The 16,995-nt window shown below is 67.6% G+C and carries 18 protein-coding genes; 13 read left to right on the top strand and 5 right to left on the bottom strand.

Annotated elements, in window-relative coordinates; genetic code table 11:
* Positions 1 to 5: 5 nt before the first annotated feature.
* The gene (locus JF52_RS0106715) at positions 6 to 971 is read right to left on the bottom strand and encodes an AAA family ATPase (protein ID WP_052166818.1); all 966 of its coding nucleotides are present in this window, start codon (positions 969 to 971) and stop codon (positions 6 to 8) included.
* A gap of 333 nt (positions 972 to 1,304) precedes the next feature.
* Between JF52_RS0106715 and JF52_RS0106710 the strand changes: the two genes are divergently transcribed.
* Together JF52_RS0106710 and JF52_RS0106705 are read left to right on the top strand one after the other, a co-directional pair.
* On the top strand, positions 1,305 to 1,829 hold the full coding sequence (locus JF52_RS0106710) for a PadR family transcriptional regulator (protein WP_033105524.1): 525 nt from the start codon (positions 1,305 to 1,307) through the stop codon (positions 1,827 to 1,829).
* On the top strand, positions 1,826 to 2,581 hold the full coding sequence (locus tag JF52_RS0106705; RefSeq protein WP_033105523.1) for an alpha/beta fold hydrolase: 756 nt from the start codon (positions 1,826 to 1,828) through the stop codon (positions 2,579 to 2,581). Before JF52_RS0106710 ends, JF52_RS0106705 begins: the two co-directional genes overlap by 4 nt.
* 2 nt (positions 2,582 to 2,583) lie before the next feature.
* On the opposite strand, the gene JF52_RS17600 is transcribed toward JF52_RS0106705, so the two are convergent.
* The 3 genes from JF52_RS17600 to JF52_RS0106690 form a co-directional block, all read right to left on the bottom strand.
* Positions 2,584 to 3,486, bottom strand: coding sequence for a hypothetical protein (locus JF52_RS17600; protein ID WP_200880963.1), 903 nt, complete (start codon positions 3,484 to 3,486; stop codon positions 2,584 to 2,586).
* A 111-nt stretch (positions 3,487 to 3,597) separates the two neighbouring features.
* A complete protein-coding gene (locus JF52_RS0106695) occupies positions 3,598 to 4,323 on the bottom strand; it encodes a Pr6Pr family membrane protein (protein WP_033105521.1) in 726 nt (241 codons plus the stop codon).
* 142 nt (positions 4,324 to 4,465) lie between these two features.
* Entirely contained in the window at positions 4,466 to 5,542 is a 1,077-nt protein-coding gene (locus JF52_RS0106690) for an IS30 family transposase (RefSeq protein WP_033105520.1), read from the bottom strand.
* 161 nt (positions 5,543 to 5,703) lie between these two features.
* Between JF52_RS0106690 and JF52_RS0106685 the strand changes: the two genes are divergently transcribed.
* From JF52_RS0106685 to JF52_RS0106645, 9 genes are all read left to right on the top strand, one after another.
* A complete protein-coding gene (locus tag JF52_RS0106685; protein WP_033105519.1) occupies positions 5,704 to 6,990 on the top strand; it encodes an adenylosuccinate synthase in 1,287 nt (428 codons plus the stop codon).
* Positions 6,991 to 7,081: 91 nt separating this feature from the next.
* Complete coding sequence (locus JF52_RS0106680; RefSeq protein WP_052166817.1) at positions 7,082 to 8,323, top strand: lactonase family protein; 1,242 nt, start codon at positions 7,082 to 7,084, stop codon at positions 8,321 to 8,323.
* Positions 8,324 to 8,628: 305 nt separating this feature from the next.
* Positions 8,629 to 10,053, top strand: coding sequence for a dihydrolipoyl dehydrogenase family protein (locus JF52_RS0106675; protein WP_033105518.1), 1,425 nt, complete (start codon positions 8,629 to 8,631; stop codon positions 10,051 to 10,053).
* A gap of 115 nt (positions 10,054 to 10,168) precedes the next feature.
* Positions 10,169 to 10,468 carry a DUF427 domain-containing protein gene (locus JF52_RS0106670; RefSeq protein ID WP_033105517.1) on the top strand — a complete coding sequence of 100 codons (300 nt, stop codon included), beginning with the start codon at positions 10,169 to 10,171 and terminating at the stop codon, positions 10,466 to 10,468.
* A 28-nt stretch (positions 10,469 to 10,496) separates the two neighbouring features.
* Positions 10,497 to 11,366, top strand: a complete 870-nt coding sequence (locus JF52_RS0106665) for an ABC transporter ATP-binding protein (RefSeq protein ID WP_033105516.1) — start codon at positions 10,497 to 10,499, stop codon at positions 11,364 to 11,366.
* Positions 11,363 to 12,049: an ABC transporter permease gene (locus tag JF52_RS0106660; protein WP_033105515.1), complete on the top strand. Its 687-nt coding sequence runs from the start codon at positions 11,363 to 11,365 to the stop codon at positions 12,047 to 12,049. The genes JF52_RS0106665 and JF52_RS0106660 overlap by 4 nt, the downstream gene beginning before the upstream one ends.
* Positions 12,046 to 12,825, top strand: a complete 780-nt coding sequence (locus JF52_RS0106655; protein ID WP_052166816.1) for an ABC transporter permease — start codon at positions 12,046 to 12,048, stop codon at positions 12,823 to 12,825. The genes JF52_RS0106660 and JF52_RS0106655 overlap by 4 nt, the downstream gene beginning before the upstream one ends.
* 45 nt (positions 12,826 to 12,870) lie before the next feature.
* The gene (locus tag JF52_RS0106650) at positions 12,871 to 13,791 is read left to right on the top strand and encodes an ABC transporter substrate-binding protein (protein WP_033105514.1); all 921 of its coding nucleotides are present in this window, start codon (positions 12,871 to 12,873) and stop codon (positions 13,789 to 13,791) included.
* Between the two features lie 134 nt (positions 13,792 to 13,925).
* Positions 13,926 to 14,300, top strand: a complete 375-nt coding sequence (locus tag JF52_RS0106645; RefSeq protein ID WP_033105513.1) for a hypothetical protein — start codon at positions 13,926 to 13,928, stop codon at positions 14,298 to 14,300.
* On the opposite strand, the gene JF52_RS0106640 is transcribed toward JF52_RS0106645, so the two are convergent.
* Entirely contained in the window at positions 14,297 to 15,532 is a 1,236-nt protein-coding gene (locus tag JF52_RS0106640; protein WP_033105512.1) for an AI-2E family transporter, read from the bottom strand. The two genes, JF52_RS0106645 and JF52_RS0106640, sit on opposite strands and share 4 nt — an antisense overlap.
* A 91-nt stretch (positions 15,533 to 15,623) precedes the next feature.
* Here JF52_RS0106640 and JF52_RS0106635 point away from each other — a divergent pair, with 91 nt between their 5' ends.
* Both JF52_RS0106635 and JF52_RS0106630 read left to right on the top strand, forming a co-directional pair.
* Complete coding sequence (locus JF52_RS0106635) at positions 15,624 to 15,923, top strand: chorismate mutase (RefSeq protein WP_033105511.1); 300 nt, start codon at positions 15,624 to 15,626, stop codon at positions 15,921 to 15,923.
* A 4-nt stretch (positions 15,924 to 15,927) separates the two neighbouring features.
* Positions 15,928 to 16,995, top strand: a complete 1,068-nt coding sequence (locus tag JF52_RS0106630; RefSeq protein ID WP_033105510.1) for a Gfo/Idh/MocA family protein — start codon at positions 15,928 to 15,930, stop codon at positions 16,993 to 16,995.

Below are 16,995 nucleotides of genomic sequence, written 5' to 3'. Positions count from 1 at the left end.
AGCGACTACGGCGTCGGCACGGCGGCGAAGATCTGGTCGATGATCTCCTCGCTGCGGATGCCCTCGGCATCCGCCTCGAACGTGAGCAGCACGCGGTGGCGGAGGATGACGTGGCGGAGGGTGCGGATGTCTTCCGGGAGCACGTGCGAGCGGCCGTTCAGCAGGGCCAGCGCGCGGGATGCCTGCAGGAACGCGATGCTCGCACGGGGGCTCGCGCCGTACTTGATGTAGCGCGCGCGATCCTCGCCGATGTACGGGCCGGGGTTTCGGGTCACGTAGGCGATCGAGACGATGTAGTTGCGGATCGCGGCGTCGACGTAGATGCGACTCGCGACATCCTGCAGCAGCTGCACGTCTTCCAGCGACACGGCACTGGCGACGTGCCGGTCGGGGTCGAGCACGCCGGAGTCGATGCGCCGCAGGATCTCGAACTCGTCGGAGGGGCTCGGGTACTCGACGATCTCCTTGAGCAGGAAGCGGTCCATCTGCGCCTCTGGGAGCTCGTAGGTACCCTCCTGCTCGATCGGGTTCTGCGTCGCGATCACGAGGAACGGCTTGGGCAGGTGGTGCACTTCGCCGCCGATCGTCGTCTGGTGCTCCTGCATCGCCTCGAGCATGGCGGACTGCGTCTTGGCGCTGGAGCGGTTGATCTCGTCGAGCAGTACGAAGTTCGCGTGCACCGGACCCAGCACTGTGCGGAACGACCCGGTCGCCGCGTCGTAGATCTGGTTGCCGGTGATATCGCTGGGGAGCAGGTCGGGTGTGCACTGGATGCGTTTGAAGCTGGCCTTCACGGTGTCGGCGAGGGTGGATGCCGCGGTCGTCTTGGCGAGGCCGGGCACCGACTCGAGCAGGATGTGGCCGCCGGCGATGAGCGAGACCAACAGGCTCGTGCGCAGTCGCTCCTGGCCGACCATCTTCGCGGAGTATGCGTCGGAGACGACCTTCAGCACGTTCGCGGCGCGGGTCATCTCCGCGTCGGTCGGCGTGGAGTCCGGGCCGGCTGCGGGAGTGGCGCGCTGAGCGGACGGCGCCGGCGGTGCGGACGGCTGAGGTGAGGGAGCCGCCGCGGGCGCGGGTGGCCGCGGGGGCGGAGGTGGGGAGGCTGCCCCGGAAGCGGCGTTCGACTCGGTCATCACTGTCTCCTCGCATGCGCGGGGGAACGGTGCTCCGATCTCCCCCGCAGACCAGCGTAATCGCAGCATCCGACTCGGACAGCCCGAGAGCAAGGGCAGAGATCCCCATCTCGGTGAATCCCGAACAAATACTTGTATCGTCCTATATATGTGTGGTCTACTAATGTCATGCAACTGCGTCACGCCATTCTCGGCCTCCTCGACATCGCACCCCAGAGCGGCTACGACCTCGGCCGGGCATTCGCCGGGTCCGTTGCGCACTTCTGGCACGCCGACCAATCGCAGATCTATCGCACCATCGACCGGCTCGAGACCGACGGCGCCGTGGCGACCGAGCTGATCGTCCAGACCGGACGCCCCGATCGCCGCGTGCATGAGCTGACCGATGCCGGACGCGCAGAGCTGCGTGCCTGGTTGCACTCACCGGTCGAGGCGCCCTTGCCCAAGGAGCCGTTCCTGGCCCGGCTCTTCTTCGCCGAGTCGCTCGGCGTCGAGGGCGTACTCGCGCTGCTCGACGAACGGGCAGATGCCGTCCGTGCCGAACGCGAGCAGCTCGCCGAGATCCCGAGAGCGACGCAAGGACTCGGTGCCGTGCTGCGCACAGCGACCCTCGACGCGGGGCTGCGAGCGGCAGAAGCCGAGCTCTCGTGGCTCGCGGATGTGCGGATCTCAGTGAAGAAGGAAATGCCATGACCGAGAGATACGCGATAGAGCACGGCCCGCGCACTGGCGAGTCGATCATCCTGCTGCACGGGGGCAATGTCGGCAACTGGATGTGGGAGCCGCAGGTCGACGGTCTCGCCGGTCGTCATGTGATCACCCCGGATGTCGTGGCCTTCGGCTCGCGGTCAGGGGAGCGTTGGCCGGGGCTCGGCGGCGCAGCCGACGACCTCGCTGCGATCATCCGCGAGCGGGCGATCGGCGGCAGAGCGCACGTCGTCGGCCTGTCGATGGGCGGCGTGATCGGCGTGCATCTTGCCATGCGGCATCCGGATGTCGTCCGCTCCTGCATGGTGACCGGCGCGGCGATGACCGGGGTGGGCGGAGTCGAGCGTCGGCTGGCGGAGCTGCAGTTGCGTTCGTGGCACAAGCGCTGGTTCTGGAGCATGCAGGCGGCGATGTTCCGTATTCCGGCCGACACACGTGAGCTGTTCGTCTCCGACGGGATGGGCGTCGACAAGGATGCCGCGACGCGGATGTACCGCGAGATCTTCGACGGTTCGATGCCCGATGGCCGCTCCGGATACACCGGTCCGATCCTCGCGATCGCCGGCGGGAGGGAATCCGGGAGCGTGGCTGCGGCGTTTCCGGCGCTCGCGGCGGCGATGCCGCAGACGCGCACCTGGACGGCACCGGGGATGCGTCATGTGTGGAGCATCCAGGACCCGGAGCTGTTCACGAAGACGATCATGGATTTCGTCGACCGCGATGTCGTGCCGGTCTGAGCTCAGATCGAGTCGCGCGGGGCCTGGATAGCGGATCCCGCAGTGCCATCGCTGTAGGCGACGCGAATCATCGGATTGTCGAGGCCCGCGCTGAGAAGCGCTCCGCCCAGGGAGATGCTCGCCCGGCCGCCGGAATCGAATGTCACCGAACCGGCGCGGGAGGCGCCGTAGGAGGCGGATGCTGTCGCACCCGGCTGTCCTGACAGTGAGAGCGTGTAGCTGGACAGGATCCTGATGCCGAGCAGTCCGATCACGTGGTTCTCGCTGATGCCCGTGAAAGCGAGAGACTGCGGGGCCGGGGCCGGGGCGGGTCCAGGCGCTGGTGCGGGCGCGGCTGGTGCCGGTGCTGGTACCGGGCCGGGCGCGGCGGGAACGCCGGGAGTGTCTGCGCCCGGTGTCGCGGTGGACGGATTCGACGAGCCGGGAGCGTCGGGCGTCGTGCCGCGCAGTGCAGGCGGACTCCCCGGCGGGCCCTCTACGGAGTCGACGTCCTGGTCGTCGACGGTCTCAACGGCCGGTGCATAGGGTGCCTGCTGAGAGACCTCATCGCGGTCTGACATCGCGCTGCACCGGTCGCTCCGCTCACCGCTCTCACTGAGTGCGAGCGGCACGCACTGCGCGCTCATCGCATCGCGCCCCGAGATCGCCTCAGCGCCGGATGCCGTGAGCGCGGTGTCGTCGCGCAGACCCAGCGAGAGCGCCCCCGCGGTGATCACGCCTACGATCACCAGGGCCGCGATGCTCACGAGCAGCCACGGAGCGATCCGCCGTCTTCCAGCGGATGCCGACGTCGATGCGCGGGCGCCCTGCACCGGCTGCGCGGCAGGCAGAGCGACCTCGGCTGCGTAGATCCGATTATCGCGACGCCGGGCACTCACCACGGGCGTCGGCACAGATCCATCCACACTCACACCCTATCGATCACACGAGAGCTTCTCCCTCGAGGGCTTCTCCCTCGAGGGCTTCTCCCTCGAGGGCTTCTCACTCGAAGGGTTCTCGCACGAGGGCGGCGCGCTCTATACCGCGCGTGACTCGCTGATCGGGTCGCGCACTCCGCGGGAGCGGATGCCGCGGCGGCGTCCCATCCAGATGACGAGGGCCGCCACGCCGATGATCGCGGCGGCGATCCCGATGATGTAGCCGACCACACCGCCGTAACCGCCCTGGATGTTCGGATCCAGGAAAGGGTACGGATACCAGTAGTGGTTGCCATGGGCGGGGCCGATGATGAAGTTCGCCCTGATCAGCGTGTACACCGCCCAGACGATGGGGAAGGCGGCGGCGGTCAGCATGGCTACCCACGGCAGTGCACGGCGCCGCGGCGCGAACAGCACGTCGGCGAGCAGGAACAGCGGGATGATCACGTGCAGCGTCTCGTTGGTCCAGACATCCGAGATACCGGCGATCGCGATGTTGCGCAGCAGCAGGTTGTAGACGATGCCCGTCACGATCATGTAGGTGCTCGCGCACAGCAGCAGCGTCGCCAGCCACGCGGGCTCCGGTGCCATGCTGTGCCTCGTGCGCAGCATCCAGATCGCCGCGATGATCAGCACGACAGCGGCGATGAGGTTCGACAGGATCGTGAAATAGCTGAAGAAGTTCGCCACCACGGTCGGTATGTGACTCGCCCATGGCGTCTCAGCGGCGAGGGCATTCCCGACCGCGAGCGAGAACTGGCGGATGATCGCCGCGAGCCCGAGCACGGCCGCTGCGAGACGGGCGTATGGCCACCACTTGTTCATGATTCCTCCGCGATCACTGTAGCGAGCGCGTCACGTCACGCGAAGAGCGTCGCAGAGATGCGTGCGGAAAACATCGATCACGCTCACCGCGCCGCGCGTCGCCGCATCCGTGTGACGAGAACGCCGAGCAGGCCCCCGGGTTCTAGTTCGAGGTGCAACGTGGTGTGGCTTGGCTTGAGCATAGTTCGTTGAAGATCTCGGCGGGGGTTGCCCAGCCGAGGACTCGGCGGGGTCGGTTGTTGATCTCGGTGACGATCTCGTCGAGGTCTGTTTGGGTGAGGTCTTCGAAGCTGGTGCCTTTCGGGAGGTATTTGCGGATGCGGCCGTTGAAGTGCTCGTTCGTGCCCCGCTGCCATGCCGAGTACGGGTCGGCGAAGTAGGTCGGGATGGCGAGGGCGTCGGCGAGTTGGTAGTGGAACGCGAACTCGGACCCATTGTCCGCCGTCACGGAGCGGACGGCGTGGGCGGGTAGCGGCGAGTACACGCTCAGCTGCGCGTCGATGGTGGGCGCGGCGGCGATGGCGGGGATCTTCACGGCCTGCAGGTACCGGGCGCGGCGTTCCACGGTGGTGTGCAGCCCACCGGTGCCGCGCAGACCGAGGACGCTGTCGGATTCCCAGTGCCCGAACTCGATACGGTCCTCGACCAGGGCGGGGCGCTCGTGGATCGAGGTGCGCCACTTGATCCGCTCGGAATGCACCCGCCGGCCCTGTCGGCGGCGGCGCTTGCGCTGCCCGCGAGGCAGGTACTGCCAGAGCTGTCGGTGCTTCTGCTCGGGGGCGTAGATCCATGCGTAGAGCGTCTCGACTCCGACGCGCATCCGTGCATCGTCGGGGAACTCGAGCGGCAGCCGCCCGGAGATCTCCGCCGGGGTCCACCCGCGCCGAAGTGCGGAGATCACCCAATCCACGAGCTGGTCGTGGAGCATCCGGTACGGCTGGTGCGAACGCGCCGTGCGGGTATCGGCGTGCAGCTGCGCCTGCCCGCCCAGATATAGCCGCTCGTGCGGGCCGCGGGTATCGAGTCGGTTGCGCAGGTACGGGCGCAGGTTCGCGTGATCATGTTCGGGCTGCCACGATCCGCGGCGGCGTTCCCGGCTGATGGTGGAGCGGTGCACGCCGATCTGGCGGGCGATCTCCGCCAGGCTGGTGCCCTTCTCGAGCAGCCGCTCGATCTCGATCCGGTCTTCAAGAGTCAGATGACGGTAATGTGCGGTCAAGGAAGCGCAACCCTTCAGGCCGTGAGTGTGAATAACCACAACCTACGAGGTGTTGCGCTTCCGTTCAGAACTCGGGGGCGACGGCATCCGCACACCCCTTCGGTAGGATGGAGAAGCCCGATCGGGCGCAGCTACGCGGCAGAAGACCCAGGGGGTTACCCATGCCAGGAATCGTGATCGTCGGCGTCCAGTGGGGCGACGAGGGCAAGGGCAAGGCGACCGACCTGCTCGGCGACCGGACCGACTGGGTGGTGAAGTTCAACGGCGGCAACAACGCCGGGCACACCGTCGTGGTCGGCAATGAGAAGTACGCGCTGCACCTGCTGCCCTCCGGCATCCTGTCGCCCGGTGTCACTCCGGTGATCGGCAACGGCGTCGTCATCGATCCCGAAGTGCTCTTCGACGAGCTCACCGCTCTCTCCGCCCGCGGCATCGACGTCTCGAAGCTCCGGGTGAGTGCGAACGCGCACCTCATCACGCAGTTCCACCGCACGCTCGACAAGGTGACCGAGCGCTTCCTCGGAAAGCGAAACATCGGCACGACAGGGCGCGGCATCGGCCCTGCCTACGCCGACAAGATCAATCGCGTGGGCATCCGCGTGCAGGATCTCTTCGACGAGAACATCCTGCGCCAGAAGGTCGAGGGCGCGCTCGATCAGAAGAACCACCTGCTGGTGAAGGTCTTCAACCGCCGTGCGGTGACGATCGACGAGATCGTCGACGAATTGCTCTCCTACGCGGAGCGGCTGCGACCGATGGTCGCCGATACCGGACACCTGATCGACGAGGCGCTCGAGAACGGCGAGGTCGTGGTGTTCGAGGGTGGCCAGGCGACGATGCTCGACATCGACCACGGCACGTACCCGTTCGTCACGTCGTCGACCGCGACGGCGGCGGGCGCAGCATCCGGATCCGGAGTCGGACCTGGGCGCCTCGACCGCATCGTCGGAATCGTCAAGGCATACACGACGCGCGTCGGATCGGGTCCGTTCCCGACCGAGCTGTTCGACGACAAGGGCGACTGGCTGCGCTCCGCCGGCTTCGAGTTCGGCACCACCACCGGCCGGCCACGCCGCGTCGGCTGGTACGACGCGCCGATCACGCGCTACGCGACGCGCATCAACGGCATCACCGACCTCGTGCTCACCAAGCTCGACATCCTCACCGGGCTCGAGAAGATCCCGGTCTGCGTCGCGTACGACGTCGACGGCGAGCGGTTCGACGACGTGCCGGTGAACCAGACCGACTTCCACCACGCGAAGCCGATCTACGAGGAGTTCCCCGGCTGGAGCGAAGACATCTCCACCGCCCGCACGTTCGAGGACCTGCCGCAGACCGCGCAGGAGTACGTGCTCGCGCTCGAGAAGATGAGCAAGACGCGCATCTCGGTGATCGGCGTCGGCCCTGAACGCGATCAGGTGATCGTGCGCCACGACCTGCTCGATTGAGCGTGACGCCGGCGTGGGAGGTGGCGCTTGTGGCCGCTGAATCGCGGTGGAAGCGGCGCGAGGCGACACCTGCCGGGGCGAGGAGACAGGCGTGACGCAGTTCTGGGTCGGCGGATACGGCGCCGACATGGGTGGGGATGCCACCGGCATCGGCCTGCTCGAGGGGGACGAGGGGCGCGAGCCCGGCACGCTCGCCTACCGTGGCGCCGTGACACGGACTGCGTCTCCTTCCTGGCTTGCGCGGCATCCGTCTCTCGACGTCGTCTACGCGGCGCTCGAGAGCGACGGTACGGTGCAGGCGTTCGTCCGCACCGGCCAGTCGGCTCTTGCGCCGATGGGCCGCCCGGTCGCGGCGGGCGATTCCGTCTGCCACCTCGCGGTCGCCCCGAGCGGTTCGTATCTGATCGCCAGTTGCTACGGCGACGGCCGGGTCGTGCGCATCGACCTCTCCGCGGACGGGCCGCTCGTGAAGCCGACGATCGCGGCTCGTGCGCTCGATCCTTTTGACCCGGATGCTGCGCAGGATGCCGCAGGAGACGACGCTGCGCAGCCCTCCGCGCAGGAGATCGCCGCGGCAATGCTGCGCAGCGGTTCGATGACGTTCGAGGAGCCTCCTGCCGCCGTCGTGGAGCCGCCGCGTTCGGGGCTGCTGCTGTTCGACGACGTGCTCGGGTTCAACATTCCTGCGCCGCCGGAGCCCGAAGCGGCGGTCGAAGAGGATGAGCAGCCGGCTCGTTCATCCCGTGCGCACGCCGCGGCCTTCCTGCCGGACGGACGCATAGCGACCTCCGATCTCGGGTTCGATCTCGTGCGCATCTGGCGCCCGACGCAGGGCAGGCTGACGCTGGATCACGAGATCGTGCTGCCGATGGGCACCGGTCCTCGGCACATGGTCGTCCACCCGAGCGGGCACCTGCACGTGGTGACCGAGTACTCCTGCGAGATCTTCACGCTCGCCGTGCAGCCGGACGGCCGCTGGGCGCTCGCCGCAGCGACCACGGTGACTCCGGCGGCCGAGATCGGCACCGACTTCCCCGCAGAGCTCGCCCTCTCCAGAGACGGCGAGACCCTGTACACCGCGCTGCGGGGCAGTAACACGATCGCCGCCCTTCGCGTGCGCGGCGCCGGCGAGACGGTCGACCCGCTCGCGCTCGCCGAGTCAGGGGTGGACTGGCCCCGCCACCACCTCGTCCACGATGGCTCGCTTCTCGTCGCCGGACAGCGCTCGAATGAGATCAGCGTGCTCGACCTCGACGATCGCATGGGCGCGCCCCGCGGCATCCGGCACCGCACGTCGGCGCCGGCGCCGACCAGCATCTTGCTCGCGCGCTGAGCCGGTGCACGTCCCGCCGATACACCTGTCAGTCCGGATCACGCCCGTATGTCGAAACCCGGCCAGATCGACTGACATCCGTGATCGACGCTGACAAGTGTGAGATCGGCGCGCAAGCAGCATGCCGATGAATTCTGTTGCGCCCGTCGGAGGTTGTTGCGTCTGACGGACTTTTCGGACGAAAACCTCCGACGGGTGTCGCATCCTCCGCCATACGTCACGAGGCGCGCGGGAACAACCCCGGTGACATCGCGTTGCATCTCGACAAGACTGGTGCAGTACCGGTTCCGACGGAGGGCGACGCTATGCCGACAGAAGAATACGACCTGATCGTCCTGGGGGGAGGCCCCGTAGGCGAGAACGTCGCGGACCGAGCGGCCCAGGGCGGACTCACAGCGATCATCGTCGAGAGCGAGCTCGTCGGCGGCGAATGCTCGTACTGGGCGTGCATGCCGTCGAAGGCATTGCTGCGATCCGCACAGGCGCTGCGCGCGGCCCAGCATGTGGCGGGCGCTGCCGAGGCGGTCACCGGAACGCTCGACGTGCGTGCGGTGCTCGCCCGCCGCAACTCGTTCACGAGCGACTGGTCCGACGACGGCCAGGTGAAGTGGCTCAACTCGGCCGGCATCGACCTCGCCCGCGGCCACGGCCGCATCACTGGTCCACGCGAGGTAACCGTGACGACCGACGACGGCACCATGAAGGTGCTGAAAGCCCGCCACGCGGTCGCGATCAGCACCGGAACGGATGCGGCGATCGCGCCGATCGACGGACTGGCGGATGCTGCGCCCTGGACGAGCCGTGAGGCGACGAGCGCGCAGGAGATCCCGGCATCCCTCGCCATCATCGGCGGCGGAGTGGTGGCTGTCGAGATGGCCACCGCCTACGCCGGTCTCGGCGCGAAGGTCACACTGATCGCCCGCAGCGGACTGCTCGAGAAGATGGAGCCGTTCGCGGGCGAACTGGTCGAGAAGGGGCTGCGCGCGCTCGGCGTCGACATCCGCACGAACACCCGCACGACCCGCGTCGCGCGAGACGCTGCGGGAGTGACTGTGACGCTCGACGATGGCACGGAGATCGTCGCAGAAGAGGTGCTCGCCGCGACCGGCCGAACTCCGCGCAGCGGCGACATCGGACTCGAGACCGTCGACCTCGAGCCGGGCAGATACATCAAGACCGACGAGACCCTCCGCGTGCCAGGCAGCGACTGGCTGTACGCCGTCGGCGACGTCAACGGACGCGTACTGCTCACCCACCAGGGCAAGTACCAGGCCAGGGCCGCAGGCGATGTGATCGCGGCGCGCGCGAACGGCGAAGACATCGACGACGCCGCGTGGGGTCGCCACGTCGCGACCGCCGACCACGCCGCCGTTCCCCAGGTCGTGTTCGGAGAGCCGGAGGTCGCATCGGTCGGCCTGACGGCGAAGGCCGCCGAGGATGCCGGATACCAGACCCGCGTGATCGATCAGGATCTCGGGGCGATCGCCGGCTCCAGCCTGCGTGAGGACGGGTACAGCGGACAGGCCCGCATGGTCGTCGACACCGAGCGCGACGTCATCCTCGGGGTGACCTTCGTGGGTCCGGATGTCGCGGACCTGCTGCAGGCGGCGACCGTCGCGATCGTCGGTGAGGTACCGATCTCGCGGATGTGGCACGCGGTGCCCGCGTATCCGACGGTCAGTGAAGTCTGGCTGCGGCTGCTCGAGCAGTACGGGCGGGATTCTGCCTGAGCCGGTTCGGGCAGCTTTCCATCCATCTGGCGCACGGCTGCGAACAACCGAAGAATGTGCCACATATGTCTGACCCTTCCCATACGCTCGAAACCGAATCTGAGGAGACATCACCATGAAGGCTGTACTCGCAGGAACCGTGATCGCCGAGGCCGACCAGAGCGATCTCATCTCGATCGAGGGCAACTGGTACTTCCCGTTGACCTCTGTGGCGCCGGGAGTGCTCGTGCAGAGCCCGACCCCGTACACCTGTCCGTGGAAGGGCGAGGCGCAGTACTACTCGCTGCAGGTCGACGGTCAGACGCACGCCGATCAGGCGTGGGGCTACCCGAACCCGTACCCGACCGCCTTCGAGCGCCTCGGCAAGGACATCTCCGGACACATCGCATTCGGACCGGACGTCGAGGTCGGATGATAGACCGAGCAACGGAAGCAGGGCAGGCATGATCGAGTTCCGATCGGTCACGAAGAGGTTCCCGGATGGCACGCTCGCCGTCGAGGACTTCAGCCTCGTGCTGCCGTCACGCAAGACGACGGTGTTCGTCGGATCATCCGGATGCGGCAAGACGACTCTGCTGCGCATGATCAACCGCATGGTCGAGCCGAGCAGCGGCGACGTCGAGATCGACGGCGAGAGCGTGCTCGACAAGAACCCGGTGAATCTGCGGCGCAGCATCGGCTACGTCATGCAGAACTCCGGACTCATGCCGCACTTCACGGTGATCGACAACGTCGCCACAGTGCTGCGCCTGACCGGCACCTCCAAGAAGGATGCGCACGAGCGCGCCCGCACGCTCCTCGACACCGTCGGACTCGACCACGCGCTCGCCGACCGCTACCCGAGCCAGCTCTCCGGGGGGCAGCAGCAGAGAGTCGGAGTGGCGCGCGGCCTCGCGGCCGATCCGAACATCCTCCTCATGGACGAGCCGTTCGGCGCCGTCGACCCGATCGTGCGCGCCGACCTGCAGCTGGAGCTCATCCGGCTGCAGGTCGAGCTCGACAAGACCGTCGTCTTCGTGACGCACGACATCGATGAGGCGTTCCTGCTCGGAGACCAGGTCGTGATCCTCGACAAGGGCGCCCGCATCGTGCAGGTGGGCAGCCCGAGCGAGATCATCGAGAATCCGGCCGACGACTTCGTGACGGCATTCATCGGCGCCGAGCGCGGCAAGCGGGCACTGAGGATCAAGCAGACCTCGCACGGCCGGGTCGTCGTCGATTCAGAGGGGCGCACTCAGGGCGCGCTCCTCGATGACGAGGCCCCGGCGGATGCTGCGTCAGAGGTGCGCGCCGAGGGGGCCGGAACCTCGTGAACTGGATCGCCGACAACTTCGGCCTCATCCTCGAGTTGACGCTCGCGCATCTCTGGCAGAGCGCGATCCCGATCGTGCTCGGATTCGTGCTGTCTCTCCCGCTGGGATGGGTCGCCTGGCGGTACCGACTCGTGCGTGGTCCAGTGGTCATCCTCACCGGGCTGCTCTACACGATCCCCTCGCTGGCTCTTCTCATCCTGCTCCCCGCGCTGATCGGCATCTCCACGCGCGACCCGGCGAACCTCATCATCGGCCTCACGATCTATGCGATCGCGATTCTCGTGCGGGCTGTCGCCGACGGCCTGGATTCGGTCGATCCGGCCATCCGTCAGTCTGCGACCGCGATGGGCTACGGCGGGCTCCGCCGGTTCTGGACGGTGGACTTCCCGCTCGCGGCGCCGGTGGTGCTCGCGGGGCTCCGCGTGACGGCGGTGAGCACGATCTCACTCGCCACGGTCGGCATCCTCGTGGGCGTGGAGAACCTCGGCTACCTGTTCACCAACGGCCTGCAGCGGCGCATCATCGCCGAGGTGTTCGCCGGTGTGCTCGCGGTCGTCGTGATCGCCCTGCTCATCGACCTTCTCCTCCTGCTCGCCGGGCGTGCGCTCATGCCATGGACCCGTGCGGTCAAGACTCCGAATGCCGCTCGCCGCCCCGCCCGCATCGTCAGGGCGGCCGCATGAATCTGTTCGCCGAGGCTCTCGCCTGGCTGTTCTCCCCTGAGCGGCTGGAAGGTCAGTATGCACTGCCCGTCCTGCTCGGACAGCACCTGTTCTACACGGTCGTCTCGGTGGTGATCGCGGCGGTGATCGCCGTCCCGGCAGGCTGGCTCATCGGCCACACCGGCCGCGGGCGCGAGGTGGCCGTGGCGATCTCCGGCGCGGCCCGCGCCGTGCCGTCGTTCGGACTCATGGTGCTGCTCGTGCTGCTGCTGGGTGTGCTGCGCGTACCTCAGGCTGCGACCATCACGTTCGTGCTGCTCGCGATTCCCTCCCTGCTCGCCGGTGCCTACACCGGTCTCGAGGCCATCGACCGCCGCGTGATCGACGCCGCCCGCGCCACCGGCATGACCGAGTGGCAGATCTTCTGGAAGGTCGAGGTGCCGCTCGGGCTGCCCCTGCTGGTCGGCGGCCTGCGCGCTGCGACCCTGCAGGTGATCGCCACGGTCACGATCGCCGCCTACGTGAACCTCGGCGGGCTCGGCTGGCCGATCATCCAGGGCATCCCGCTGCGCCGCTTCGACCAGGTGCTCGGCGGGGCCATCCTCGTCGCCGTGCTCGCACTGATCGCTGACATGCTGCTCGCGCTCGCCCAGCGGGCGGCGGTTCCCGCCGGCATCCGCGTCGCGTCCCGCGGGTCACGGACGCCGCGAGCGGCCCGCCGCGCAGCATCCGCCGAATCGCCTTCCGCCTCGGAGGACTCGGCCGCGACCGCACCCTCCTCAGCCTCCCCCACTTGACCAGCTCCCCACCAGGAACAGCACTCCCCACCAGGAAGGAACATCATGTTCACCGCACGAAAGTCACGCCTCGCCCTCATCGGCGGCATCGGGCTCGCAGCCTCGCTCGTGCTCGCCGGCTGCGCGAGCAGCAACCCGCTCGACACCCCCACCGAAGACGGCGGCGAGAGCGCCGGCTCCGACACGATCGTCATCGGATCGCAGGCCTACTATTCCAACGAGATCATCGCCGAGATCTATGCTCAGGCGCTCGAGAACGCCGACTTCACTGTCGAACGCGAGTTCAACATCGGTCAGCGCGACGCCTACATCCCCGATCTGGAGTCCGGCGCGATCGACCTGTTCCCCGAGTACACCGGCAACCTGCTGGAGTTCTACGACGACTCGGCCGACGTCACGAGCCCTGAGGACGTGTACACGGCGCTCCAGGACGCGCTGCCGGATGGACTGACGGCCCTCGACTACGCCGAGGCCAGCGACCAGGACACCTACACCGTCACGAAGGAGTTCGCCGCGGCGAACAAGCTGACCTCGATCGCCGACCTGGCCAGCCTCAGCGAGAAGGCCACGATCGGCGGCGCACCGGAGTTCGAGCAGCGTCCGTACGGGCCCGCCGGCGCCAAGGAGCTGTACGGCGTCGACCTCGCGTTCTCCGCGACCGGTGACACCACGCTGGAATCGCTGCTCGCCGGCGAGATCCAGGTCGCCGACATCTACAGCGCAGACCCTGCCTTCGAGACCGAGGACATCGTCGCGCTCGAAGACCCGGAGAACCTGATCCTGGCATCGAACGTCGTGCCGATCGCCTCGAGCGATGTGGCCGATGAGATCGCCGACGTCATCAACGCGGTCAGCGCCGCGCTCGGTGCCGACGACCTGGTCGCGCTCGGAGTGCAGAGCACGGTCGACGAGAAGTCGCCCGAGGAGATCGCCACGCAGTGGCTGACGGACAACGATCTGCTCTGATCACGCAGGATCGACACACGCAGGATCGACACACGCAGGATCGAGGGGTCTTCCGGTGCATACCGGGAGGCCCTTCTGCGTGCGCGGCACGCGGCGCCTGAGACAATGGAGCCCATGGCCATGGACTCACGCGCATGATCTCGAAGCGCGATCTCGCTCAGCGACTCGACATCCCTCTGGAGATGGTCGACCGTCACGGCCTCGGCGACGGCATGAGCGAGGCGGAGTTCGCCGCGCTCGAGCAGGATCCGCCCGTATGGCTCACCCAGTCGCGGGCGAACCGCAAGAAGGGCGCCCGTCCGGTGTGGGCGACCCTGACGTGCGACGTGTGCGGATACACCGAGACGACCAGGCCCAAGAAGTGGTGGCCGGAGTTCACCTATCTGATGTGCGGCCACCATTCGATGGGCGAGCTCCCGAAACCGGCATCCGGTCACCACCGCGGTGAGTTCGACGGCGTCGGGAGCCGGTTCGTCGGGGTGGTCGATCAGTCGATCGAGGGCGTCTAGATCCTGGAGTCCTGGCGCGGAATCCAGATCTTCTTGATGATGATCAGAATGGATGCCGCGACCGGCACCGCCACGAGCGCTCCGAGCAGTCCGAGCAGTGTTCCCCCGACCAGGGCGCCGATGACGACCAGCGAACCGGGGATCGAGATCGCCCTGTTCATCACGCGCGGTGTCAGGAAGTACGACTCCACCTGCATGTAGACGAGGTAGACGACCGCGAAGATCAGCGCGAAGACGATGTTGTCCCCGAACAGGGCGATCCCGGTACCGATCACCCAGAACAGCAGCGACCCGACAAGCGGGATCAGCGTGATGAGGAACGCGACGACGGCCAGCAGCAGCGGGAACGGCAGCCCGAGCGCCGTGTACAGCACGAGCACGACCATGGCGTTGATGAACGCCAGAGTCACCATCCCCATGACGTAACCGCCGACCGAGTCGGTGATCTGCGTGCTGATGATGTCGGCGTTGGCCCGGTCGCGCGCCGGCACGAGGCGCAGCATCGCGGCCTTGATCCCGGGCAGCGTCGCCACGAAGTAGATGATGAGCACCAGCACGATGACCGCGCCGGAGATGCCGTTGGCGATGGATGCTCCGACCTGCAGCGCGCCTCCGCCGATCGCGGCGATGTTGCCAGGGTTCGTCAGGAACGCCTGGACATCGCCCACCATCGACTCGAACTGGTCGCCGAACTGATCCTCCAGGGTCGCGTAGAGATCGCTGCCCTGGAAGTCCGCGATCATCCCTGGGACGTCCTTCACGAAGGATGTGATCTGCGTCACGACGACGGGGACGATCGACCAGATGATCAGGCCCAGCGCGACGATGAGTGTGAACAGGACGATCAGCACGCCCCATCCGCGACTCAGACCGCGGCGCTCCAGGAAGCGCACGGCAGGGTCGAGGCCGAGGGCCGCGAACAACGCGAGCGCGATGTAGATGATGACCGTCGAGAGGTTCGACAGCGCGAGCCCGAGCAGGATCGCGGCCAGCCCGCCGAGGGTGACGAGGAAGCCGAACACGAACGGCCGCTCGATGCGGGTCCAGAACGAGCGATTCGACGCGACCGGTTCGACGACTGGCTTGGTCTTGATCTCCGGTTCTGCAGGTGGCTCCGCCTTGATGGCCTTCTGCTTCTTCGGCTTCGTCTTGGTCGCTGCTTCGGCCCGGCGGGTGACCGGCGCCTCGGCGGCGGAGGAATCGTCGGATGCCGCAGGCTCATCGATACTCATGCGCTCACTCTAGAGCGTGGAAACCCGCCCATCGGGAGCCGCTCCCTGGGCCCTTCGCGATATCGTCGTACCTGCGACCTGGAGGAGACACATGACCGACGCAGAAGACGCCCGCGCCGAGCTGCTGCGACTGCGCGGCAGTATCGACAACATCGACGCCGCGCTCATCTACATGCTCGCCGAGCGGTTCCGCGCGACCCAGCAGGTCGGCGTCCTCAAGGCAGAGCACGAGATGCCCGCATCCGATCCGAAGCGCGAGGAGCAGCAGGTCGCACGTCTGCGCGCCGTCGCGGAGGAGGCGCATCTCGACCCCGAGTTCGCCGAGAAGTGGTTCAACTTCGTCGTCGCGGAGGTCATCCGCCACCACACCGAGGCCAAAGAAGGGCGCTGACCGGATGACTCGGCCGGCGATCGATGACAGGGATGCGCGGTTCCGGCTCGGGATCATCGGTCATGGGATGTGGCCTTCCACGTACCTCATCCCCGGCGCGCGCCAGTTGGATGGTGTGGATGTCGTCGCCGTGTGCGGTCGCGATTCTGCGCGGGCAGCCGAGTTCGCCGACGCTCACGGCATCGAGCGTTCCTACGACTCGATCGATCGGATGCTGACTGTCGAGGATCTCGACGGCGTGATCATCGCGAACCCTCCGCCCCACCACGAGTCCGCAGTCCGCGCCGTGTCGGGTTTCCGCGCCGCCGTTCTCTGCGAGAAACCCCTCGCCCTGGAGGCGGACAGCGCGCGCCGGATCAGGGATCTGCTCGTCGACAGGCCGGCGCTCACCGGGTTCACATTGCGATGGCAGCCGCTGTTCCAGCAGCTGCGCGAGGCCGTCGTGACGCAGGCCGTCGGCGCGGTTCGGCACGTGCGCATCCGCTACCTGCAGTCTTCGGCGGCCACGCCCGCACGCGGGTGGGACTGGCATTTCGACGCGGCCGACGAACCGCTCGGCGTCATCTCCGACCTCGGCCCGCACGCCATCGACCTCGTGCGGTGGATGGTCGGCGATGTGACCGAGGTGTCGGCGTTCGCACGCACGACGATCGGCGAGCGGCCGGATCCCGGGTCGGGTCGGGATCGCCAGGTCACCAATCACGACGACGCGGACGTCCAGCTGGCGGCGCAGTCGGGCGCGACCGCGTCGCTGACGATCAGTCGCGTCGCCCCGGATGCCGGGGTGCCGGGCGGGATCACGATCGAGGTCCTCGGGGACGCGGGATGGATCAGGGTCGACTCCAATGAGCCGGATGTCGTGATCGGCACAGCATCCGGAATCGAACGACGGCCTGTGCCGGTGCGGTCATTCCAGGACGGCGCCGGCGCGCAGATCGGGGACTTCGTCCGCGTCGCGCGCGGTGAGCACGTAGACGGGCTGCCGAGCATCGACGACGGCTATCAGGCACAGCTCGTGATGGATGCCGTCGCGCGGTCCCTCGACGCGCGCGAGTGCATCCATCTGGGTTGA

It is taken from the genome of Microbacterium profundi (assembly GCF_000763375.1).
In the GTDB taxonomy this organism is placed as follows: Bacteria; Actinomycetota; Actinomycetes; order Actinomycetales; family Microbacteriaceae; genus Microbacterium; species Microbacterium profundi.
The sequence above is the reverse complement of the archived record's forward strand: the minus strand, read 5'-3'. Positions and strand labels throughout refer to the sequence as shown.